Origin of the sequence: Paenibacillus sp. S29, assembly GCF_049319765.1 — a bacterium.
Taxonomy (GTDB): domain Bacteria; phylum Bacillota; class Bacilli; order Paenibacillales; family Paenibacillaceae; genus Paenibacillus; species Paenibacillus polymyxa_B.
On record NZ_JBMOUI010000017.1, the window covers coordinates 64169 to 85934 of the forward strand.

Consider the following 21766-nt stretch of genomic DNA (forward strand, 5'->3'; position numbering starts at 1 on the left):
TACTATACCACAAAGTGGTATAGGCTCATAAAATGGCTGTGCCGCTTTCACGCCCTAAGCCCTATGCCTGGGCTAAGCCAGTACACGCAGCCTGCGCAGCACAGCTGCCAGCGGGCGTCCGAGCTTGGGCACCGCCACAAGCTCGGCTTCCGTGATCAGCCTCAAGCGTGCGAGGCCGATCACGAACACTACGGCGCCTGCGGCTACGCCCAGCAGGCTCTCCGCGGCTGCCGTGGCACGACCTCCGGCAGCCCATCCCAAGGCACCCAGCACAGCGCTGGTGCCCCACATCGCCGCCCCGGCCGCACCAGCCAGGGCGATAAGCAGTGCCGCCGGCTTGAGCACGCTGGCGGACCAGCTCCCACGCAGGCCTACCAAGCGAGCCAGCAGCACGATGTTGATCACCGCCGCCAGCAGATAGGCGACAGCCCCCGCAATGGCGGCTCCAGCCGTCCCTAGCTGCGGCACGAGCAGCCAGTTTAGCAGCGCCTTGGCTACTGCAGCCGCGAGCATCGCCAGAGCCGGCGCGCGAACCGCGCCAAGCCCTTGCAGCAGCGCAGCCGAGATGATGCTGAGCGTGCCGCCAACGGCGGTTAGCGCCATCCAGCGCATGACCCTGCTGCCGGTGTCGTCCGCATACAGCATCACATTGACGGGCACAGCCAGCACGATCAAGCCTGTCGCAGCGGCTAGTCCCAGTAGCCAAAACCAGCGCAGCGATTGCTCGCACTGGCGACGTGCCAGCTCCGTACCGCCGGTCACCCGCGCCTCAGCCAGCGATGGAATGAATAATGCCGACAGGGTGGTGGCAAACATCATGACTAGCTGTACCAGCGGCAGACCTCGGTTATACACACCAAAGGCCACCATAACCGCAGTATCGTCCAAACCCTCCTGCTTTAACAATCGAGGTACGGTAAATGTGTCTACCAGACTAATTAACGGAACGGCTAGCGCTCCAAGGCAAACAGGCAAGGCATAACGCAGCAGCGCCCTTAGCAAGGCACCGTTGCCTTCCGCTGGGTGTAGCTCTCCAGTTTGTGCTTGCACTGTCGCCATGACCGTCCCTTGCCTTCTAAGCCTCTTCCTGTGATTTCGCCAATAGAGCAACATGACGACCAAGCCCGCTGCTCCGCCTGCTGCTGAACCAAACACTGCTCCGGCGGCAATCATATCCGCCCCCGCTCCTTGTGACAGCATGAGCAGCAACAGCATAATCATCACGCTTACCCGTATCGCCTGCTCCGTCACTTGGGAGATAGCAGTCGGAAGCATATTTTGCAAACCTTGAAAATATCCTCTCAATCCCGCCATAACCGGCACGAACAAAAAGGCAAACGCCGCTGCCCTCACCGACGGAATGACGTGAGCATTGTCGATCCATTGACCAATGAGCGGCGCACACGTATACATCAGCACGCCCAGGATCAATCCAAAGACACCCAAGACAAGCGAAGATAGCCGAGCAACACGTTGCCCCGCTGCCCGGTTTCCCACTGCCTCAAACTCAGCTACAAATTTGGATATTGCAGCCGGAAATCCAGCAGCTGCAATGGTAATGAACAGCGTATAGAAAGGATAAACCGTATTATAAATGCCAAACACGCCGTCGCCGCCGATATTCTGCAGCGGGATTTTTTGCACTGTGCCGATCAGCTTGCTCGCTACCGCTGCCAGTGTCAAAATGACAGCACCCCGTAGCAGCCGCGAAGCGGCGCGATTTTCCTGCATTCTCCGTCTTCACTCCCACCTGAAATATGCATCTTTCACGAGTCCTATTATACCGCCTCTTCTCCCGGAAAGAAAAAAAACCCTGTACAACGCAGAACGGCTTTCGCCATTCTGTACGTCATACAGGGGTGAAACGGGATGTTACTGTTCCATTTGTTTGCCCAGGAAGCCAGCGGCTGTTTCAGCCATTTTGATCTCCATTTCGGACATTTTTACATTTTCGTCCTTGTTCAACAATACAACGGAACCAATGGGATCACCACCGGAAACAATGGGAGCCGCCACAAAGGACGAGAGTGTTTCTTCGTGGTCTCGCGTTAGCTCATAAGAGCCGCTGGCTGTCTCCAGCACAGTTTTGCGATTATCCATACTACCTTCGATAATGCTACCGATTGGCTTGTCCAGAAACTCTTTTTTGGAGCCTCCAGCCACCGTAATAATGGTGTCCCGATCGGTAATCATTGTAATATGGCCCGTGCTTTCAAACAGGGACTCAGCATATTCTTTGGCGAAATCACCAAGTTCACCAATAGGTGAATACTTTTTCAAAATGACTTCTCCGTCACGATCCACAAAAATCTCAAGCGGATCTCCTTCACGAATTCTCAAGGTGCGGCGAATTTCCTTTGGAATAACTACCCGCCCAAGGTCATCAATACGGCGAACTATACCAGTAGCTTTCATTTCACATGTTGCCCCACTTTCTCAAGAAGAATTTAGTAAACTACTGACGGTATCGAAAGACGCTTCCACTCCCCCAGAAGCGGTCACGAAGAACGTCACGGTCATGGTGTTTATGGTGATATCTGACCATAGTATTCATCTGTTCCCAATTCCTTATGCATGTTCAGTTATTTACCTTCGTTTGTAGCTCCATCTTTGGCTGTTCCTGCGTTGGTATTGCCTGTACCGTTTGTTGTTGCGCCCGGTGTAGTTGTGCTACCGGCACCGGAAGTTGCACCGCTTTTCTCTTGCGTAGCTGGTACCTTCGGCAGATTGATTTTCAAATCAAGTTTCGCCAAATCATTCTCGGTAAAGTTTTGGATACTTTCCCCGGCCAATTTATTTTTCAGGGCTGCCTTTTCGTTGTCTTTCAATTTATCAAACGTTGGCTCATTGCGGGACTCCACTTTGATCACGTGATATCCGTATTCCGTTTCCACTGGCTCACCGATTTTGTTAATTGGCTGAGTCTCAGCGGCCTCTTTAAAAGCAGGTACCCATTGCGCTACGGATGCATTCTCATACAGACCTCCGTTAGACGCAGAACCTGGGTCTTCTGAATATTTCTTGGCAATCGTCGCAAAATCCGCTCCTCCATCCAGCTTCGCCTTCACTTCTTTGGCCAGCTTGAGGGTATCCTCTTTTTTGCGCTGTTTCTTCGTTTTAGGATCTTCGAAGTTAATCAGTACATGACGCACGGTTGCTGTCGTGAATTGATCTTTATTTTTCTCAAATTCCTGTTTTAGCTGATCATCTGTTACTTTGTTGGTTTCGCTGTTGATTACCGTCATTACACGCGTGAAATAATCTTTCACACCTTGTTCGGTCAGTTTTTTATCACTCAGAAATGTCTTGAACTTATCTTCTCCGACTGACTTTTTATACTGCTCCAGCTGTTCGTTCCCTTCTTTGGCACCCTGCTCCTTGGCTTTGTCGTCCGCTTTGGCCGCCAGAAGCTTGTACACCACTTCCTGCTTTACAATTTGCTCCCGTACCTGATCCGAAGCTAACGCAGCCTCATATTCCGGGTAAAGGAATTTCATCATGCTGATTTCTTGGTTGAACTCATTTTCGGTAATGGTTCCACCCTTATAGGTCACGACAACCTTGCTGTTGTCCTTCGGTTCATCCTTGACCTTGTTCTCATCCGCTTGCTTCGTACATGCTGCCAGCACGGATATAGCTAGCAGCGCTGCCATTCCCAAGGAGAGCATTCTCCAAGGTTTTCTTTTATTTAGTTGTGGCATTTTGCAGTTCCTCCTTCAATGTGAATGCTTCTTTCAATGCACTCAAAAATTGTTCCAGCAGTTCTAGCAACTGTGGATCATTTAGACCTTTGCCCTTTATGCGTGCGCTCATAGAAGTGCCCTGTTCAAATTGTACACGTCTTTCAAAGCGATTGCCAATCTCGGCAAGTTTGGCGGTCTGTACCGCCTGCTGGCGCCCTTCATGGAATTTCAGCACTATATTGTCATCCCGTTGCACCATGGACTCGATGCCATACATGCGTCCATATACCTTGAGGCGAGCCACGGCTAGCAAATGACGCACAGCCTCTGGCAGATCACCAAATCGGTCGACCAGTTCATCCTCCAGTTCGGAAGCCTCGTCAAAGGTGCTGACCGCTGCAACCTTTTTATAAATCTCAATCTTCTGGATGCTGTCATAAATATAGTCTCCTGGCAAGTAAGCATCGACGCCTAAATCAATCGACGTACTCCAATTCCGATTGGACTGATCCTCTTCTCCAAGTACGCTGACTTTACGTTTATTAATTTCCTCAGCCAGCATCTGCGAGTAGAGATCAAAACCGACGGATGCGATGAAACCATGCTGCTCAGCGCCAAGTAAGTTACCCGCTCCACGGATGGACAAATCGCGCATTGCAATCTTGAACCCGGAGCCGAGCTCCGTAAATTCTTTAATCGACTGAAGGCGCTTCTCCGCCACTTCCGTGAGCACCTTATCCCGCTGGTACGTGAAATAAGCATAGGCAATCCGATTGGAACGACCTACACGCCCACGCAACTGATAAAGCTGAGATAGCCCCATTTTATCGGCATCATGCACAATGAGTGTATTCACATTTGGAATATCCACGCCGGTTTCGATAATGCTGGTGCTGACCAGCACATCGTATTCGCCATCCAGGAAATCCAAAATCGTTTTCTCCAGTTCGGTTTCGGACATCTGTCCGTGCCCCACGCCCACCTTGGCCTCCGGTACGAGCGCATTGATCTCTGCAGCCATCTCCTGAATACCCTGCACGCGATTATACAGGTAGTACACCTGTCCACCGCGTGCCATCTCGCGTTCAATGGCCTCACGAACTAGAGTTTGGCTGTGCTCAACCACATAGGTTTGCACTGGAAAACGGTTTTCCGGTGGCGTCTCAATGACTGACAAGTCACGTACACCCAGCATGGACATATGCAACGTACGCGGAATAGGTGTTGCCGTTAACGTCAGCACATCTACGTTCGTTTTCAGCTTCTTCAGCTTTTCCTTGTGAGTTACGCCAAATCGCTGTTCTTCATCGACAATCAGCATTCCGAGGTCCTTAAACACCAGATCCTGCGACAACAGACGATGGGTACCAATGACAATATCGACCGTGCCTTGCCGGACCCCTTTAATCGTCTCATTCTGCTCTTTGCGCGAGCGGAAACGGCTCAATACCTGAATATTGAACGGATACCCTGAAAAACGTTCACGGAATGTCTCATAGTGTTGTTGTGCCAAAATCGTCGTCGGTACCAGCACCGCTACTTGTTTGCCTTCAATAGCAGACTTAAAAGCAGCACGAATGGCAACTTCAGTTTTGCCGTAACCTACATCACCGCATAGCAAACGATCCATCGGGCGGCTCTGCTCCATATCCTTCTTAATCTCTTCAATGGCCCGAATCTGGTCACGTGTCTCATCATACGGGAACATATCCTCAAACTCTTGTTGCTCCGGTGAATCCTTTTCAAAAGCAAACCCTGGTGCCGACTGTCGTTCTGCATATAGCTTAATCAAGTCATCCGCAATATCCTGAACCGAGCTGCGCACCTTACTTTTAACCCGTGTCCACTCATTGCCACCCAGTTTATAAATCTTGGGTTCCTTGTCCTCTGAGCCGACATATTTCTGAATCAGATCAATTTGTTCAATCGGCACAGACAGCTTATCTCCACCCGCGTAGAGGACATGCATGTAATCCTTATGGATACCGCCAACCTCCAGCGTGCCGATCCCCATGTACTTCCCGATCCCGTGATTTTGGTGTACGACGTAGTCGCCCACCTTCAGCTCGCTATAGCTCTTAATCCGTTCTGCATTGTCCACATGCCGACCCTGCTTACGAGCTTTCCGCTGCTTCTGGGAAAACATCTCGCCCTCGGTAATGACTGCCAGATGAATAGACGGCATTTCAAAACCGCTTTGCAGATTGCCGATAGCCATCGTCGGCTCATCAATACCGTAATCTTCAAGCACTCGGCGCATCCGGTCCAGACGTTCATCTCCACTTGCCAGCATCATAACCTGTGTGCCGGCTTTGCGCCAACGATCCATCTCCGCCTTGAGAACATTCATTTGGCCATGGAAATCCTGCATTCCTCGGCAGATGAAATTCAAAATATTTTGTGGCTGGGTATGAGGAACCTGACGGAGAAAAATCGACAGGAACAACGTCTGAAATCTCCGGTTGTACAGCAGATTGTCCGCGTCATCTGACAGTTCTAGCTGCGGTAACGTTTTACCGTTTTGAAGCAAATGCAGATTCCATTCTGACTCATCCCGTTCCAGTTGCTTGGCTGTTTCCAGCATACGTGCCGGTTCGTCAATAATCAGAATCGTATCTTCCGGCATATAGTCTGCTAGGGTTTTACGTTCAGGATACAGCAGGGAGATATATTTATAGATTTCGTCAAAATACACATGCTCTCGCAGTAACTCAATTTCACGATGAATCTCTTCTTTCAGGTGCTGCTTAGCTTGACGATCCGTCATTTTGCCCAGCTGCTCCTCCAGCAAAATAGCAGCGGCATCCGCCGCCTGGTCCATACGCTGGTTATTCGCAATAACTTCCTTACACGGTGTTACGGTAACGTCCTGAACCTTTTCCACCGAACGCTGATCTTGCGGATCAAACTTACGGATCGAATCGATTTCATCATCAAACAGCTCCACACGATAGCCCCACCGGGTTGTCATCGGATAAAAATCAATAATTCCTCCGCGTACGCTCATCTCTCCACGTGATTCCACACGCTCTACACGCTGGTAGCCCATCTCGACCATATGTAGCAAAAACGCTTCCAGCTGAATCGTTTCGCCTTCTTTCAGCTCAATACGAGCCTCACGCCATGTTTCCGGGATTGGCAGTAAACGTCGGACACCAGAAAACGGCACGACAACAATCCCACGAAAACCCTGGGCGCAGCGTATCAATACATCAATTCGTTGGGACAATGTCTCTGGACTGGATATTGCAGCTTCAGCAGCTACCAGCTCATTAGCAGGATACAATAAAACCTGATCAGGAGAAAGCGCTTCCTGTAAGTCATCTGCTATTTTTTGAGCGGCAAACATATTGTGCGTCATGACCATTAACGGTCGTCCGGTATCTTCGGCAAGCGCGGCCATCAGTACCTGTCGGGAAGAGCCTGATAAACCTGATATCAGTTGTTCCTTCATCCCTGATGAAATACCTGCTGCAATGGATGCATAATCAGCATCCTTCGTAAAAGCCTGAATAAGTGCTTGTAACAAAAAAGGCACCCCTTTATGCTTATAAATAGTTACATGTAAACCGAAAAAGAAGCCTCAGCAATGCTGCCAAGGCTCCATAAGCGGAATTGCCGCTTCACCTCTCAAGCTGGTACATCCTACCAGTTGAATACCTGTTATTGGAGCGGATTAACGAGCAGACTCAGCTCTGGATTATTCTCCAATGCCTGACTGCAATGCTCGCAAATGACTTTGACGGTCACTTCACCACCCGAATTATACGCTATTATATCTCTACGTTCGGCAGGGGTCAAGGAATGGAAGCCCAACCTTTCTTCGGTTATTGCCGCGGAATCAATTCGTCCCAAGAAAGTTCGACAATGTCTGCATACATAATTAACAATCATGTAATGTATATGCCTCCTGAAAGTTTTCTATACCTTTCAGTATGTCCAACAATCTTCCATTTAAGCCCGTCTGCCTACGTCTGAACTTACTTGTTGAATTCAGCCATCGTCCGTTCAAACGGATGACTCAAGCTGTGTTCTAAGGCGTTGCACGTGTCCTCGATCATTCCGGCCAGTAATTCTTTTTCCTTCTTGGGAAAGGTACCCAGAACATAATCGACAATAGCATGTCCAGGCTCCGGGCGGGAAATGCCCATACGAATCCGATTGAAGGACTGCGTGCCGGTATGCTGAATGATCGATTTAATGCCGTTATGACCGCCTGCGCTACCTTGATAACGCAATCTTATTTTACCGACTTCTGTATCCAGATCATCGTACACGACAATCAGATCTTCCATATCGGCCTTATAATAGTCCATATAAGCACGTAAAGACTCGCCTGATAGATTCATATAGGTCATTGGCTTAATCAGTACGGTTTTTACGCCACCAATGTGACCCTCTCCAATCAACGCCTTGCATTTGCTTTGGTTAATCTGGATGTTATGACGCGAGGCAAGAGCATCCAATGCCATAAATCCGACATTATGTCTCGTTTTCTCGTATTGGGGACCGGGGTTGCCCAATCCTACAATCCACTTCATAACTTTGACACCCTCTTTCGCAGTCTTGATTTTTTGGTAAAATAGTTGTATTGAATAGGAAGGTGCGTGCCGGTATGCTCAATCAAGGTGATATCCTCTTATATGACAGCCATTTTCTATATCATTTAAAACATTCCGTTCCTGTCCAGATCTATGACGGGAATGTACATATTCAGATTGGCATCGTTGCGCGTTTTAATGAGCATTTCGTCGAAATAGAGGACACACTATACAATCGTCAACGTTTCACATTCATATCTCGCCCAGGCTTTTAGCCTGACATGCTGATAGGGGTTACCTTTTCCATATGGAAAAGGCAACCCCTTTTTTAATGAGCCAGCGCTTATTCGATTTCAAACAGTTTGCTGATCGACAATTCTTCATGCACACGGATGATAGCTTCTCCCATTAATGGAGCCACAGACAATACCTTCAGCTTGCTTGTCGGATTCGGGTGAACGATCGGGATTGTATCCGTCACAACCACCTCTTTTAATGGCGAATTCTCCAGTCTTTCCATAGCAGGACCGGACAGCACAGCATGTGTACAACACGCATACACATCTTTTACGCCGCCTTCTTTAAGCGCATTTGCACCTAATACAATCGTTCCGGCTGTATCAATAATATCATCAATTAAAATAGCCGTTTTACCCTCAATGTTCCCGATGATGTTCATCACTTCACTGACATTTGGCTCTGGACGACGCTTATCAATAATAGCGAGCGGCGCACTCAGGAAGTCTGCCAGCTTACGCGCACGAACAACCCCGCCATGATCGGGTGAAACGACAATCGGGTTCTCAATTTGCTTGGAACGGAAATATTGGGCCAGAATTGGCGCTCCCAACATATGATCTACTGGAATATCAAAGAATCCCTGAATCTGCATCGCATGCAAATCCATGCTGATTACGCGGTGAGCTCCCGCTTTTTCAATCAAGTTAGCGACAAGCTTCGCTGTAATCGGATCGCGTGAACGAGCTTTACGATCCTGACGAGCGTAACCGTAATATGGCATAACGACATTGATACTTTTGGCAGAAGCGCGTTTAAGTGCATCAATCATAACCAATAACTCCATCAAGTTGTCGTTAACCGGCAGACAAGTTGACTGCACAATATACACATGGCAGCCGCGTACGCTTTCCGACAGCTTAACCTGGATTTCACCGTCACTAAACGATGTGGTATGGGATTCCCCCATTGGGATGCCGATGTAGTCCGCAATCTGGTGGGCTAACTTCGGATTGGAGTTACAAGTAAATATTTTGAGTTTGGAATCGCAATAAGTCATTAATAGAAACCCTCCGTGCTGGTTCATTCATTACAGATTCAACAGCTTGCTGATTAAGGTCATTCCGATCTTTTCTTCTTCGCTTTGGCACGTGCGCGGATTTTGTCCGCATATCCGACTTTGTTCTCTTGACGTGGTCTGGCAATGGCCAGATCGTTATCAGGGACAGCATGTGTTACAGTGGAGCCTGCTACAACATAAGCACCTTTTCCAATCTTAATCGGGGCGATCAGATTCACGTTGCTGCCAATAAAGGCATCGTCTTCAATTTCTGTAATGGATTTATTATATCCATCATAATTGACCGTTATTGCCCCGCAGCCAATATTTACGTTTGTACCCACCTTGGCATCACCGACATAGCTCAAATGAGACACCTTGGAATGATCTCCAATGGTCGCATTTTTCACCTCAACAAAATCACCAATTTTCACATGTTCGCCAAGCTTCGCGCCTGGACGCAGATAAGCAAACGGCCCCACAGATGTACTGCTTCCCACTTCCGCTTCGTTCAACACCGAATGTTTTACCGTTGCGCCTGAATGGATAATCGTATTCTGAATCTCAGCCTGTGGACCAATCACACAATCTTCTCCGATTTGTGTTTGACCATGCAGCCATGTGTTCGGGTACAGTACCGTATCGGAACCAATAACAACCTCGCTCCCGATATAGGTAGAAGACGGATCAATGACAGTGACACCATTCAGCATATGCTTGCGAACAATGCGCTCACGCATATAGCCCTCAGCTATCGACAAAGCCACTCTGTCGTTAACACCGATGGATTCAGACACATCATCTGTCAAATACGCCTCAACCTGCTCAGCTTCACCATGCAAAATACCAATGACATCTGTCAGGTAATATTCCTGCTGTGCATTGGTGTTCGTTACCTTGTCCAGCGCTGCAAACAGCTTGGCATTGTCAAAGCAGTACGTTCCCGTATTGATCTCCCGGACAGCATCTTCCTCAGGTGAACAATCTTTCTGTTCCACGATCTTGAGCACGGCCCCGGAAGCATCACGAATAACTCGTCCATATCCTTTCGGGTCGTCCAACTCAGCGGTCAGAATCGTCGCAGCCGCCCCACGGCTCTCGTGCAGTTGCACCAAGCCCTCCAGCGTTTCCGCTGTGATCAAAGGAGTATCCCCACAAATGACAATGGTTGTACCTTTTTCCTGACCGAGCAAGTCCTTGGCTTGCTTGACAGCATGGCCCGTTCCCAACTGCTCAGCCTGAAGCGCATATTCTGCCGACGGTCCCAAATAAGACTGTACCGCCTCTGCTCCATGACCCACGACGACTACACTTCGGGACACACCGATTTCACGAACCGTGTCGAGCACATGCCCCACCATCGGTTTTCCGCACACCGGATGCAGAACTTTATATAATTTGGATTTCATACGTTTTCCCTGCCCTGCGGCAAGAATGACTGCCAACCTTTCCAACAAGTCCAACCTCCTATCCTGAAAATAACAGTTACCCCTTGGCTAAAACGTTAATTCCCAGATCAGATTTTGCTTAACTTTTCACAATCCTCCTGAAAAATAACGGCGAACCTTTGGTTAATGGCTATTTTTTCAGGCCAGCTTGTGCTGGACATTCATCCCCGGGACGCATCGCTGCCTAGTCCCTGTCTTATGAAAAAGCCGCTTCGGCAGCCCGGATGGCTCCAAGTTGCCTTAAAACTGACTGTTAACTCACTAAAGAATATATCTCATTCCAGACAAAAAGAAAAGAGAGCCACAGTTAGTGGCTCTCTTTTTCTTTTGTACCCCAATCCTGCTTTAGGCGAATTAAGCGCCTTCTTCAATAGCAACTTCTTCATCCACAGCTGCACGTTCGTACTCAGTCAATACAGCAGCTTGGATCTTCTCACGGGTTCCTGAAGATATCGGATGAGCGATATCGCGAAACTCTCCGTCTGGAGTTCGTTTGCTTGGCATAGCTACGAACATCCCGTTATTACCGTCGATAACTCGGATGTCATGAACAACAAACTCGTTATCAATCGTAATGGATGCAATCGCCTTCATTCTTCCTTCTGAGTTCACTCGGCGGAGTCTAACATCCGTAATCTGCATGTGTGTTTCACCACCTTTTTCCAAATAGGACTTGGTGTATACATTCCACACAGCAGTTCGAAATCCTTCTTTTTTTCGGTAATTCGTATCCTAAATTCAGGTAATTTTTTTGAAAAGATTTCTTTTCGACATATTTAGGTATTTTATGATGGATTGTGACAATTTACTGCCCTGTTCACTCATCAAAATAATTGCCCAGCTTGACCGTAATTTGCTTGCTTCGAGAATCGACTGCGGTCAGATTCGCCAGTGAAATATAATCGTGCAGCAGGCGCTCTTCGTTCTCCACCTCGCCCGATTCTACCAGCACACCTACACCGGCCACCTCAGCATCAAACTCAGCCAGCAAGTCGACCATCCCCTGAATCGTGCCACCGGCCTTCATAAAATCATCTACGATGAGCACACGCGATTTCTCACGCATCGCACGTCTGGATAAAGACATCGTATGCAGGCTCTTTTGTGATCCTGAAACATAATTAATACTTACAGCCGAGCCTTCTGTCACCTGATGATCACGCCGTACGAGAACGACTGGCAAATTCAGCTGTGCTCCGGTTGCATAGGCAAGTGGAATACCCTTGGTCTCCACCGTCATAACCACATCAATCTGACGATTGGCAAAAGCGGTCGCGAATATTTTACCTGCTTCGTTCATCATCGCAGGTTGGCCCAGCAAATCGGACAAATACAGGTATCCTCCCGGTAATATGCGGTCAGGCTGCTCTAGTTGCGCACACAGGTCGTTCGCAAACGCAAGCGCATGCTGCTTGGAAAGCCTCGGGATCAGTTTCACGCCCCCTGCCGCTCCCGCCAGTGTCAGAAGCTCGCCAGTGCCCTCATCCTCAAAAACTTCCTTGATGATGGCCAGATCCTCGCTTATGGAGGACTTAGCTGCCCCGTAGCGATCCGCAAAATGAGTAAGAGGCACCAGCGTATGCGGCCGTGACAACAAAAATTGCGTCATTTCCACCAATCGTGAGCTTCTTTTAAGTTTTTTCACAACAATTCCTCGCGATCTATTCTCCTGCCGCCCGCTTTGTACAGTAAAGCACCGGCGGACTGGCCGGTTGCTGGCGGAATGTAAGTGATATAGTAAAATCCGAATATTTAATAGTAAATATATCATCTTCGTACGTATTTGTACAACAATTACCACTATAATATGAAAGAAATATCTAAAATCAGGTCAAAAGTCGTACTGCGTACACATCTTTACAAAACCCTCTTAGTCCATTGTAAATCCGTGGCACTTTGGCTTCCTTCGATACCAGTCCGAACACTGTAGGTCCGCTACCTGACATCAGCACACCGTCTGCTCCTAAGCGGATCATGGAGTTTTTAAGATGCTCTACCTCTGGATACAGCTTTAGTGTTACATCCTCAAGTACATTCCCCAGCGCGTTGCATACATCCGTAAAAGAAGCGTTATGGATCGCATGCTCCATCTGGCGGGCAGACGGGTGGTGCGCAATCTGATCTGCTTTGACACGACCATACACTTCAGCCGTCGATACATTAATCGGCGGCTTCGCAAGGATCACCCAGCATTGTGGCGGATTCGGAAGTGGCTTGAGCAGTTCTCCGCGTCCACTTGCTAAAGCTGTACCCCCTGTAATACAGAAAGGTACATCTGAGCCCAGTTCCGCACCCAGCACCCTTAATTCGGCATCCGAAATACCAAGCTTCCATAGCTTGTTCAGTCCACGCAGCGCTGCGGCAGCATCACTACTTCCACCCGCCAACCCTGCCGCCACCGGGATATGCTTATCCAGATGAATGTGGACGCCCGTAGACACGTTATAACGTTCTTTGATCAGACGAGCAGCCTGAAAAGCCAAGTTCTTTTCATCCAATGGTATGTACCCGGCTTGACTTGAAATAATAATGGTATCACGCGGTAACTCAGACATCGTCAATCGGTCAGACAGATCGACCATGGTCATAATCATTTCGACCTCGTGATAACCATCGTCCCGCTTACGTAGAACATCAAGCATTAAATTGATTTTCGCCGGTGCTTTTTCATATATTTTCAAGGCGTTCACCCACCTTCAACTTTTCCCTCAAGACAGCTTAACATATTATATCAGACTCAGCGTGTCAAGTCATGAGGTTCAAAAAAGCGGAGATGACCCGGTCTAATCCCGGATATCCCCGCTTTTCATCAGCACCACCGATAGCTACGATTTGCGGGAAGCTGCCTGCTCGGCAAGTTGGATAGCCCGCTTGACCATATTGCCCGCATCCTTGGCTTTAATGCCTCCCCAGCCTTCTTCCTTGACCGTGTCGTAAAATCCAAGATCTTTGGCCAGCTCGTACTTTAGCTCCTCCGACATGACACTCCGTCTTCTTCGGCTCATACATACGCCTCCTTCGGCAATGGAATAAGGAAGATCATTCCCGGCTTAGTATGTGCAGAGATGTCTTGCTTCATCCTGCTCTGTATATACAAAACGGCCCCGTCATTTGAAATGACGAAGCCGTCGTTAAACCTGCAAAGCTGGTATAAATCACGAAATCAATTAAGGTGTTTCAAAATATTCGACTACACTTGTATGGGAGTCGGGATCATATACGCTGACTTCTACCGACTCGGTAAGAATGTCAGCATAGCTGTAGGAGACACGTTTAAACGTCTGTTGCTCCTGATCCAGCTTGACGATAAAAACAGAAGGGTACGTTTCTTCCAAGACACCAGTTCGTTCGACGGTCTTACGGCGTCCGCCGTTAGCCCGCAGCAAAATTTTTTGCCCTACATGTGCGTCGAGACTGCGTTTGATTTCCAACAGCGTATTTTTAGCCATTGCCTAACGACCACCTCTTTCCTTGTCCATTATAACGAATTTTAGAGGGATTGTCAAATCAAGCTAAATATTATAACAACACGAAAAATAAGTTGTCAATTTAATTTTTTGCGAACAGGAATAATTTATATAAAAAATGACAAAAAGCCTCTGAAAGCAGAGGCTTTTTGCTCAGGTTAATCCTATTGGCACATTTGAATTCTAGATTGCGGAAGGCGTTACTTTAAGCGTTGATAAATTTTCAAGCTTCGGCAGGCCGATGCGATAGCTTCCCCTAGTTTCAATTCCACCCACTCCGCGACTGCCACTGATTGTCTGGTGAAACAGGTCCCCCATGTTGACCGTATCACGGATCGAAGTAAAGGCCGCCTTGGCAGCCACGTAAACGGGGTCCAGCGCGTGAATCAGGATACGCCCTGGTGAGCTGGCGAAGTTCGCTCCCGCACGTAGCAGCGCCTCAAAATGGGACTGGCACGCTCCCGCTACAATCGTCAGCGAATCCAGATGACGTTCATATTGTCTTGCTACCTGAATCGCCGCCACAAAATTTTGCGAATTTTTATAACTTTTCAAGCTGTACAAATCGTAAGGCTGTGGCTGCTTCAGCACACCGTCATGTCCGGTAATGACTACGATATCCGGACGGATACGAGGAAGCAGTCGGTACAACGTGTCCGCCATTGCCGATTCGTGAACGTGATGTCCCTCTGCAGGAACACGGAGCTGTTCATATAAACTGAGACATTTTTTCAGATAGCTGGGATCTCCATCCAGGTGAAGAACCTTTCCCGGCATTTCAAAATACGTTGACTCAACCGGATCACTCCAGTCCCCTACCAGAGCTGCCTGACTACGAGCAGCTTGCTGCTGGCGTGCCCGTTGCAACAGATTAAGAGACTCACCAGCCTTAATGTGGGCCTGCTGAGTCTTACCGCTAATCTGGTCTGCAGGCACTCTGACCAGATCGTTCACCGGGGAATCAGCCAGCAGCCGAAATTCTATTCCCTTAATGATCGCTTTATCCCGCTGGATGTCCTCAACACGAAACGTGACATCTCCGCCGTACGATTTCCGAACGACCAAGTCTCCTAAACTCATCACACTGTATCACCCCTCCTATATCGTATGGGTGAATGCACAGTTTGGTTCCAGCTTAGGATATACCTGCCTCCAACAGCACAGCGCTGAGACGCGCAAATTCCTCAATACTTAGCGTTTCTCCTCGACGGGAGGGTTCAATACCAGCTTGTTGCAACAACGGCTCCAGCGTGTCCCTGTTCTCTTTGGTGAAGAAACGGCTCTTCAAGTTATTGGAAATGGTTTTACGACGCTGGGCAAAAGCAGCATGAACCACTTCAAAGAAGTGCTTCTCATCCACCACTTCTACCGGAGGGGCTTCCCGTACACGCAGCCGGATGACTGCAGACTCCACATTTGGCTGGGGAATAAATACTGTATTCGGCACAGTGCAGACTAATTCAGGTTCGCTGTAATATTGCACTGCAATGCTCAGACTGCCGTAATCCTTCGTTCCAGGAGACGCAGCCATGCGCTCAGCCACTTCTTTTTGGATCATAACGACGATATTCTCCAGAGGGAGCTTGTCCTCCAGCAGCCTCATCAGAATCGGTGTAGTAACATAGTACGGCAGATTAGCCACGACACTTACTTTACTCACGTCTGCAAAATCGGCTGCGAACACCTCTCGCAAATCCAGCTTCAGCACGTCTCCATGACGTACCTTCACATGCTCGTAAGGGGCCAACACCTCTTCGAGAATTGGCAGCAGCCGCTGGTCAATCTCGACAGCGGTAACTGCCTTGGCCGATTGCGCCAGCTTCTCGGTCAAAGCGCCAATCCCAGGACCGATCTCAAGTGCACCCTTCGTCTCATCCAATCCGGCAGCATTTACAATCTTATTGAGAATATTTTGATCAATCAGGAAATTTTGTCCCAAACTCTTTTTGAACGAAAAACCGTGCCGTTGAATAATTTCCTTCGTACGCCGCGGTGTTGCTATATCTTGAATCCCTGTCATACGGACATCACAATCCTTCACTTTCAATTTGTGCCAGCGCCCCGGCAAATTCCTCGCGGCTGATCTGAAATACAGAGAGCCGTTTATGTAGCTGCTTTCCGTTACAATAACCAATACCCAGTACATTCCCTAAGGCCATACGGCGTGCAGCAGCATTGGGATGGGTGATGAGTCCAGCATCAATCAGGTCCGCCCACTCAATCAGCGGGTCGGCGCCTTCCACTGTCGTATGGACCCGTGCAAGAGCGTGTCTGATCGCTTCTGGTGAGGCATTCTCCACGCCAATATCTCCTTTACGCGTCGCTTCTGCCTCGGGTATAAAGGCCTGCTTGCAGCCGGGTACCTTGGAAGCGATAATCTTACGGATGCGCTCCCCTGCATGATCGGGATCGGTTAAAATGATGACCCCCCGCCGCTCCTGCGCCAATGCAATTTTACGCAGCGTCATTTTATTAATGGCGGAGCCGCCAGTTTCTATCGTATCCGCTTCAACAGCGCGGCGAATGGCCACCGTATCATCCCGGCCCTCTACCACGATCACTTCCTTGATCATTTGCGTTTCCCTCCACTGCTACACAGCAAGCTATATTTATCTTTCCCTGCTTTTGAAAACAAAATAAGAAGAGGATATCCTCTTCTTAGCATGGCATAACTATGTTGTTAATACTATCGCATTGCCCTCAACATACACAACCTGTTTTAGTTGATTTCAGGCTTTACCGGTCCGATAACATATACGGTTTTACCGTGCTTACGACCAAATTGGTTGGCTCGGCTCAAACTCTCATAATACACATCGATTTTGTGGCCTTTAATCGCGCCACCGGTATCCTCCGCACGACGGAAGCCCACCCCTTCGATGTACACCCACCAGCCGATTGGAATTATACTCGGATCGACCGCGATGGTGCGTCCTTCCGTGACACGTGCGCCGGATGCAGTACGTGTACCGATACCTGGCTCCTGTGAGGAATACGCCGTCATGGAGACATTTTGTAAAACTTTGCTATATTTAAAATTTACGCCTGCTTTACGGACAGCACTGCCCGAACTAACCGTTGTTGCCTTAACCGCATCATTGGGACCGACGGAAGCAGCAAGAACGACCGGTTTTTTCTTCGTTCCTACCGCAATGACTTTATCCACACGGTTCTGTGCAACTTCCTTGTTAACCAGCTGTTTGGATACCAACTTTCCATCATGATATACCTTTTGAACGTGCTGGACGACCACACCCGATTTGCCGCTTTGAATGACCCGATTATCGCCTTTATAAAGACTCGGATCGGCCGTTTTGATGACCTGATAAGGCACCTGCTTTTTCTGTTCGACCTGCTGTTTCTTCACACGGACGATTTTTATGTCCATGTTAGACGAAACAGAGGCATCCAACGCAGGATAAACTTTATCCGTTGATGATAATTTATAGCCCGAGGTACGAATGGCACCTTCTACTGTATTTTCTGTTGTGTACAGCTTTTTCGTCTCATTGCCTGAAGATACTTTAACCTGATTGGCACGTTTAATGACTACGCGATCGCCATCCTGTATTGCTCCATTTAGCGGCATGGAAACTGTATCATGCGGCTGAAGTGAAATGGAATGCTCGCTCAGCAAATCTTGAAGCTTGGATTCCCGGGTTTCTACCGCAGACGCCTTGCCATCGATGACAAAAAAGACTTGTTTTTTAGATTGCGTGTACATCAGAATTGAAATCATAATCGTTAGCGCGATTAGAAAAATAGCAACCAAAGCAGCCTGGCGCACATTCTCTTGCTTCCAACGCAATACGTAAGACATGCTGGATGAGCGTGACTCATGGGTATCCTTTTTCTGGAAAATGCCCATTTCCTCCGTCCTCCTTACATAGCCCGCCGTCTGGAGTAAGACATAGTTGAGATTTGACGTGACTATAACAGATTTTCTACAAGACAAGCCCAAACTACGACTGTCCTGCACCATGTACCCGTCTTCGCGGCATGCTGTCCTCCCCTGTTTAACCACAGTATGATGACAGATTTTCTTTTATTCACAACAAAAAAAGCCAGAGAAAGAGACTAGAGAGCTCTTTCGTGGCTTCCGGCATGTGTGAATATGCGGGAAAACTCATGCACGAGATGGCTTCTCTCTTGTTACGCTTACGGGGTTAGCTGTCGGGTTCGGACGTAGAGAGTCGCCCTAGCTTGGGTCAACCGCTCATGGCGGTCGCCTTCACATTCACCCCGAAGACCCAGAAAGAAATCGAAATACGGCTCCTCCACCTGTTCAATCCCATCCGGGAAAAGAATTTAGGTCGAGCCGGCTGGCGGAAGAGACGTTCCCTTCTTGCACATACGCCGGACGTACTGTAAGCCATATCGGTTCCCCCGTTCCCTGTAAAAGGGACTCAGCGAGACTGGTTCATGAAATGACTTGTTGATGTTTACATTCAAACAACAATTCACTGAAAAGATGATATCCTGTTTCTATGCATGTTGTAAAGCAGGTTTCAAGTACATTTTTTAAAATATTCGGTTAAAATATTGTAATATTCTCGAGTTTCCTGCAACAAATTCATGATTAGCTTCGTCTATCTCTTTATTTTGATCGATTTCTTCACTTTTTCATTGAATGTCAAATCGTTCCAGGGCATTTCGGGTCGTTATTGACACTAATTCCTCCACTGTAATCCCTTTGATTTGGGCTGCAGCCTCTGCTACCAGTCTCACATGTGCAGACTCATTTCGCTTCCCACGAAACGGATGAGGCGTCAGATAGGGAGCATCAGTTTCAATGAGCAGACGGTCCAGCGGCACCTGTGCGAGCACCTCTTTTGGCTGCTTGGCATTTTTGAACGTTATTGGACCACCGAAGGAAAGGTGAAATCCCATATCCAGCACCATTTTGGCTGTCTCCCAGCTACCCGAAAAGGAGTGCATGACTCCACCAATCTCACTCGCTTTTTCCTCGCGCAAAATCTTAACAATATCTTCATGTGCATCCCGGTTATGAATAACAATGGGCATCTTGAGCTCACGAGCCAGACCAATTTGATTTCGAAACACCCGATGCTGCACATCCTTCGGTGATGTATCCCAATAATAATCCAGACCGATCTCCCCGATGGCTACAACCTTTTTATGACTGCATAACGATGCAATCCATTCTAGATCGCCCTCCTGCATTGTAATAGCATCCTGTGGGTGCCATCCAACTGCCGCATAAATAAAATCATACGTCTCGGCCAATTTCATGGTGGATGGAATGGTCTCACGATTAAATCCGATATTGATCATCCGCGTTACTCCTGATTCGACAGCACGTGCTATAACTTCTTCACGATCTTCGTCAAATTGTGGCGCATCCAAGTGAGTATGAGTGTCGAATAAATCCAAGGTTTACATCTCCTTTTTTTACTTACATTTCTATATAGTTGTCTATTCTTTGACAAAATAATTCCTTATTTCGGCAGGAATCCTGTCTTTTACCGCGTTCAATTTATTCTGGGGAAAATACATATGATATTTCCCTCGGTGAATACCACTTATTGAGCGCACAATTTCCGAAACTTCGGATATTTCACTCACCTCGCCCTGACGTCCAAGCAGTAAAATCTGGTTGTCCGTCGAGCCACCCTGCCGAAACACATCATAAGGAAGATCTGTCGGAAAATCAATTTCAAAATCATATTCAGGGTGCAAACCAGCCTCTTTCAAAGCTTCTCGAATACTGTCAATGGTATCTGTATCCATATTTTCAATCTCTACATATTTATACAATCTACGGTCCATAAACCGGCTGCTCAAATCACTTAAAATCTCGTCCTTTTCTCGTTTCCACTGGCTAAATACGGTCTGGATTAATGACTCGTCGAGCATCAGATATTGCTCTACTGTAAGATCTCCTTTCAACAGATCCGGCAACGGGTCCAGCAGAAATCCAAACTCATATCCGTTTTTAAACAATTCCTTTGCTCGCTTGAAAATTTTACGTAAAAGGATTTCCGAGCTGCGTGTTACAGGATGAAAATAAATTTGCCAATACATCTGGTAGCGTGACATTAAATAATCTTCTACTGCATGCATACCTGATTCCTTCACAACAATTCTCCCATTATGAGGACGCAGCAGTCGTAAAATACGATCCAAATCAATCGTGCCGTAGTTGACACCTGTCGAGTGAGCATCCCGCAACAAATAATCCATACGATCGGCATCTAGTGGACTGGTTACCAGGTTGACAACAATCGGTTTATCATACGTTTTGGCTATAACCGCAGCCACCTTTTGTGGAAGCTTCTCGTCGACTTGCCGTAGCACGGCGTTGATCTCCGTGTCTCCCAGTACAATGCGGCATGTCCAATCCTCATGGTTCATATGAAAGGCTTCCTCAATTGAATGAGAAAATGGGCCGTGCCCCACATCATGCAATAGAGCTGCACACAGAGCAACCAGCCTTTCCTCCTTCGGCCAATCCGGGAAATCTCCACGTTCAAATTGAGAAATAATACTTCTCGTAATCTCATATACGCCCAATGAGTGTGAAAACCGGCTATGCTCCGCTCCATGAAACGTAAGATACGACGTTCCTAACTGCCGTATTCGCCGTAAACGTTGGAACTCCGGCGTGTTGATTAACCGCCATATCACAGTATCCTGAACATGGATGTAATTATGTACCGGGTCTTTAAAAACTTTTTCTTCACTAAGTGGCTGGTGCAAGATATCAGCTCCTTTAATATTCGGAATAATGGATTAAAATACAATAAAATCCTAAATGTTTTCCCTCATTCGACATTCTTTGTCGTAATATGTCGAATTATAGTTTTTCGACATTTCCAAATCGACAAACTGAATAAATCATCAATGAGATAAGGCAATACACACAAGTAAAGCTCTTTAATCTAAATACTTTTGCATAATCAGACTGTTACTACATTTTTAAGGTTGACTGTTTTGGGAATCGTTGGTATAGTAAATATCAGAAAAGAGAAAATTTTGTCGAATCATGACACTTATATTATTTTAAACGGCGAGAGGAGCCTGATTTATTATGATGAAATCCACTGGTATTGTAAGAAAAGTTGACGAGCTCGGACGTGTTGTTATTCCAATCGAATTGCGCCGTACCCTGGGAATCGGAGAGAAAGACGCTTTGGAAATTTATGTTGATGGCGAACGCATCATGCTTAAAAAATACGAGCCAGCTTGTATCTTCTGCGGCAATGCTGAGAACGTAATTTACTTCAAAGGGAAAATTGTTTGCCAAGATTGCATTTCTGAAATCCCAACACCTGTGACAAACTGAGAATTTTAGTATATAATAGACTTA

Annotated in this window: 21 protein-coding genes and 1 riboswitch; of the genes, 2 read left to right on the plus strand and 19 right to left on the minus strand. The window is 47.6% G+C overall.

From position 1 onward, the window contains the following. Positions 1-72: 72 nt before the first annotated feature. The 6 genes from ACL9RM_RS23100 to pth form a co-directional block, all read right to left on the minus strand. Entirely contained in the window at positions 73-1731 is a 1659-nt protein-coding gene (locus ACL9RM_RS23100; protein ID WP_250259970.1) for a putative polysaccharide biosynthesis protein, read from the minus strand. Between the two features lie 141 nt (positions 1732-1872). Next, positions 1873-2415, minus strand: coding sequence for a stage V sporulation protein T (spoVT, locus tag ACL9RM_RS23105; protein WP_023986438.1), 543 nt, complete (start codon positions 2413-2415; stop codon positions 1873-1875). A 167-nt stretch (positions 2416-2582) separates the two neighbouring features. Next, positions 2583-3701, minus strand: coding sequence for a peptidylprolyl isomerase (locus ACL9RM_RS23110; protein WP_250259971.1), 1119 nt, complete (start codon positions 3699-3701; stop codon positions 2583-2585). Beyond that, positions 3685-7212, minus strand: a complete 3528-nt coding sequence (gene mfd / locus ACL9RM_RS23115; protein ID WP_023986436.1) for a transcription-repair coupling factor — start codon at positions 7210-7212, stop codon at positions 3685-3687. Before mfd ends, ACL9RM_RS23110 begins: the two co-directional genes overlap by 17 nt. 134 nt (positions 7213-7346) lie before the next feature. Further along, a complete protein-coding gene (locus ACL9RM_RS23120) occupies positions 7347-7577 on the minus strand; it encodes an anti-sigma-F factor Fin family protein (protein ID WP_013308128.1) in 231 nt (76 codons plus the stop codon). Positions 7578-7663: 86 nt separating this feature from the next. Further along, positions 7664-8224, minus strand: a complete 561-nt coding sequence (gene pth, locus ACL9RM_RS23125) for an aminoacyl-tRNA hydrolase (protein ID WP_061831840.1) — start codon at positions 8222-8224, stop codon at positions 7664-7666. Between the two features lie 74 nt (positions 8225-8298). Here pth and ACL9RM_RS23130 point away from each other — a divergent pair, with 74 nt between their 5' ends. Further along, positions 8299-8499 (plus strand): hypothetical protein, encoded by a 201-nt coding sequence (locus tag ACL9RM_RS23130; protein ID WP_023986434.1) that lies wholly within the window; start codon positions 8299-8301, stop codon positions 8497-8499. Positions 8500-8567: 68 nt separating this feature from the next. Here the strand turns inward: ACL9RM_RS23130 and ACL9RM_RS23135 are convergent, their stop codons facing one another. The 13 genes from ACL9RM_RS23135 to ACL9RM_RS23195 form a co-directional block, all read right to left on the minus strand. Continuing rightward, positions 8568-9521: a ribose-phosphate diphosphokinase gene (locus ACL9RM_RS23135; protein ID WP_013308125.1), complete on the minus strand. Its 954-nt coding sequence runs from the start codon at positions 9519-9521 to the stop codon at positions 8568-8570. 59 nt (positions 9522-9580) lie between these two features. Beyond that, a complete protein-coding gene (glmU, locus tag ACL9RM_RS23140) occupies positions 9581-10978 on the minus strand; it encodes a bifunctional UDP-N-acetylglucosamine diphosphorylase/glucosamine-1-phosphate N-acetyltransferase GlmU (RefSeq protein WP_250267103.1) in 1398 nt (465 codons plus the stop codon). Positions 10979-11323: 345 nt separating this feature from the next. Next, the gene (gene spoVG / locus ACL9RM_RS23145; RefSeq protein ID WP_007428016.1) at positions 11324-11611 is read right to left on the minus strand and encodes a septation regulator SpoVG; all 288 of its coding nucleotides are present in this window, start codon (positions 11609-11611) and stop codon (positions 11324-11326) included. Between the two features lie 175 nt (positions 11612-11786). Continuing rightward, entirely contained in the window at positions 11787-12614 is an 828-nt protein-coding gene (gene purR / locus ACL9RM_RS23150; protein WP_013308122.1) for a pur operon repressor, read from the minus strand. 181 nt (positions 12615-12795) lie between these two features. Next, on the minus strand, positions 12796-13650 hold the full coding sequence (gene ispE / locus ACL9RM_RS23155) for a 4-(cytidine 5'-diphospho)-2-C-methyl-D-erythritol kinase (protein ID WP_069290753.1): 855 nt from the start codon (positions 13648-13650) through the stop codon (positions 12796-12798). 144 nt (positions 13651-13794) lie between these two features. After that, positions 13795-13974 carry a small, acid-soluble spore protein, alpha/beta type gene (locus ACL9RM_RS23160; protein WP_007428013.1) on the minus strand — a complete coding sequence of 60 codons (180 nt, stop codon included), beginning with the start codon at positions 13972-13974 and terminating at the stop codon, positions 13795-13797. Positions 13975-14136: 162 nt separating this feature from the next. Further along, positions 14137-14418 (minus strand): biofilm formation stimulator Veg, encoded by a 282-nt coding sequence (gene veg / locus ACL9RM_RS23165; RefSeq protein ID WP_013308120.1) that lies wholly within the window; start codon positions 14416-14418, stop codon positions 14137-14139. 201 nt (positions 14419-14619) lie between these two features. Continuing rightward, entirely contained in the window at positions 14620-15516 is an 897-nt protein-coding gene (gene yabG / locus ACL9RM_RS23170; RefSeq protein ID WP_061831846.1) for a sporulation peptidase YabG, read from the minus strand. A 55-nt stretch (positions 15517-15571) separates the two neighbouring features. Beyond that, a complete protein-coding gene (rsmA, locus tag ACL9RM_RS23175; protein WP_103049272.1) occupies positions 15572-16456 on the minus strand; it encodes a 16S rRNA (adenine(1518)-N(6)/adenine(1519)-N(6))-dimethyltransferase RsmA in 885 nt (294 codons plus the stop codon). A gap of 7 nt (positions 16457-16463) precedes the next feature. Further along, the gene (rnmV, locus tag ACL9RM_RS23180; protein ID WP_013308117.1) at positions 16464-17009 is read right to left on the minus strand and encodes a ribonuclease M5; all 546 of its coding nucleotides are present in this window, start codon (positions 17007-17009) and stop codon (positions 16464-16466) included. A gap of 146 nt (positions 17010-17155) precedes the next feature. After that, positions 17156-18304, minus strand: coding sequence for a 3D domain-containing protein (locus tag ACL9RM_RS23185; RefSeq protein ID WP_061831836.1), 1149 nt, complete (start codon positions 18302-18304; stop codon positions 17156-17158). A 271-nt stretch (positions 18305-18575) separates the two neighbouring features. Continuing rightward, positions 18576-18858: riboswitch (cyclic di-AMP (ydaO/yuaA leader) on the minus strand. 201 nt (positions 18859-19059) lie between these two features. Next, the gene (locus ACL9RM_RS23190) at positions 19060-19830 is read right to left on the minus strand and encodes a TatD family hydrolase (RefSeq protein ID WP_013308115.1); all 771 of its coding nucleotides are present in this window, start codon (positions 19828-19830) and stop codon (positions 19060-19062) included. Between the two features lie 42 nt (positions 19831-19872). Further along, the gene (locus ACL9RM_RS23195; protein ID WP_250267101.1) at positions 19873-21156 is read right to left on the minus strand and encodes an HD domain-containing protein; all 1284 of its coding nucleotides are present in this window, start codon (positions 21154-21156) and stop codon (positions 19873-19875) included. 331 nt (positions 21157-21487) lie between these two features. Between ACL9RM_RS23195 and ACL9RM_RS23200 the strand changes: the two genes are divergently transcribed. Continuing rightward, positions 21488-21742 carry an AbrB/MazE/SpoVT family DNA-binding domain-containing protein gene (locus ACL9RM_RS23200; protein WP_007428005.1) on the plus strand — a complete coding sequence of 85 codons (255 nt, stop codon included), beginning with the start codon at positions 21488-21490 and terminating at the stop codon, positions 21740-21742. The last annotated feature ends 24 nt before the right edge of the window (positions 21743-21766 follow it).

What these genes read in the sequence shown, in the direction of transcription:
- ACL9RM_RS23100 (WP_250259970.1), bottom strand. Translation starts at nt 1,731, where the DNA reads ATGCAGGAAAATCGCGCCGCTTCGCGGCTGCTACGGGGTGCTGTCATT.
- spoVT (WP_023986438.1), bottom strand. Translation starts at nt 2,415, where the DNA reads ATGAAAGCTACTGGTATAGTTCGCCGTATTGATGACCTTGGGCGGGTA.
- ACL9RM_RS23110 (WP_250259971.1), bottom strand. Translation starts at nt 3,701, where the DNA reads ATGCCACAACTAAATAAAAGAAAACCTTGGAGAATGCTCTCCTTGGGA.
- ACL9RM_RS23120 (WP_013308128.1), bottom strand. Translation starts at nt 7,577, where the DNA reads ATGATTGTTAATTATGTATGCAGACATTGTCGAACTTTCTTGGGACGA.
- pth (WP_061831840.1), bottom strand. Translation starts at nt 8,224, where the DNA reads ATGAAGTGGATTGTAGGATTGGGCAACCCCGGTCCCCAATACGAGAAA.
- ACL9RM_RS23130 (WP_023986434.1), top strand. Translation starts at nt 8,299, where the DNA reads ATGCTCAATCAAGGTGATATCCTCTTATATGACAGCCATTTTCTATAT.
- ACL9RM_RS23135 (WP_013308125.1), bottom strand. Translation starts at nt 9,521, where the DNA reads ATGACTTATTGCGATTCCAAACTCAAAATATTTACTTGTAACTCCAAT.
- spoVG (WP_007428016.1), bottom strand. Translation starts at nt 11,611, where the DNA reads ATGCAGATTACGGATGTTAGACTCCGCCGAGTGAACTCAGAAGGAAGA.
- ACL9RM_RS23160 (WP_007428013.1), bottom strand. Translation starts at nt 13,974, where the DNA reads ATGAGCCGAAGAAGACGGAGTGTCATGTCGGAGGAGCTAAAGTACGAG.
- veg (WP_013308120.1), bottom strand. Translation starts at nt 14,418, where the DNA reads ATGGCTAAAAATACGCTGTTGGAAATCAAACGCAGTCTCGACGCACAT.
- yabG (WP_061831846.1), bottom strand. Translation starts at nt 15,516, where the DNA reads ATGAGTTTAGGAGACTTGGTCGTTCGGAAATCGTACGGCGGAGATGTC.
- rsmA (WP_103049272.1), bottom strand. Translation starts at nt 16,456, where the DNA reads ATGACAGGGATTCAAGATATAGCAACACCGCGGCGTACGAAGGAAATT.
- rnmV (WP_013308117.1), bottom strand. Translation starts at nt 17,009, where the DNA reads ATGATCAAGGAAGTGATCGTGGTAGAGGGCCGGGATGATACGGTGGCC.
- ACL9RM_RS23185 (WP_061831836.1), bottom strand. Translation starts at nt 18,304, where the DNA reads ATGGGCATTTTCCAGAAAAAGGATACCCATGAGTCACGCTCATCCAGC.
- ACL9RM_RS23200 (WP_007428005.1), top strand. Translation starts at nt 21,488, where the DNA reads ATGATGAAATCCACTGGTATTGTAAGAAAAGTTGACGAGCTCGGACGT.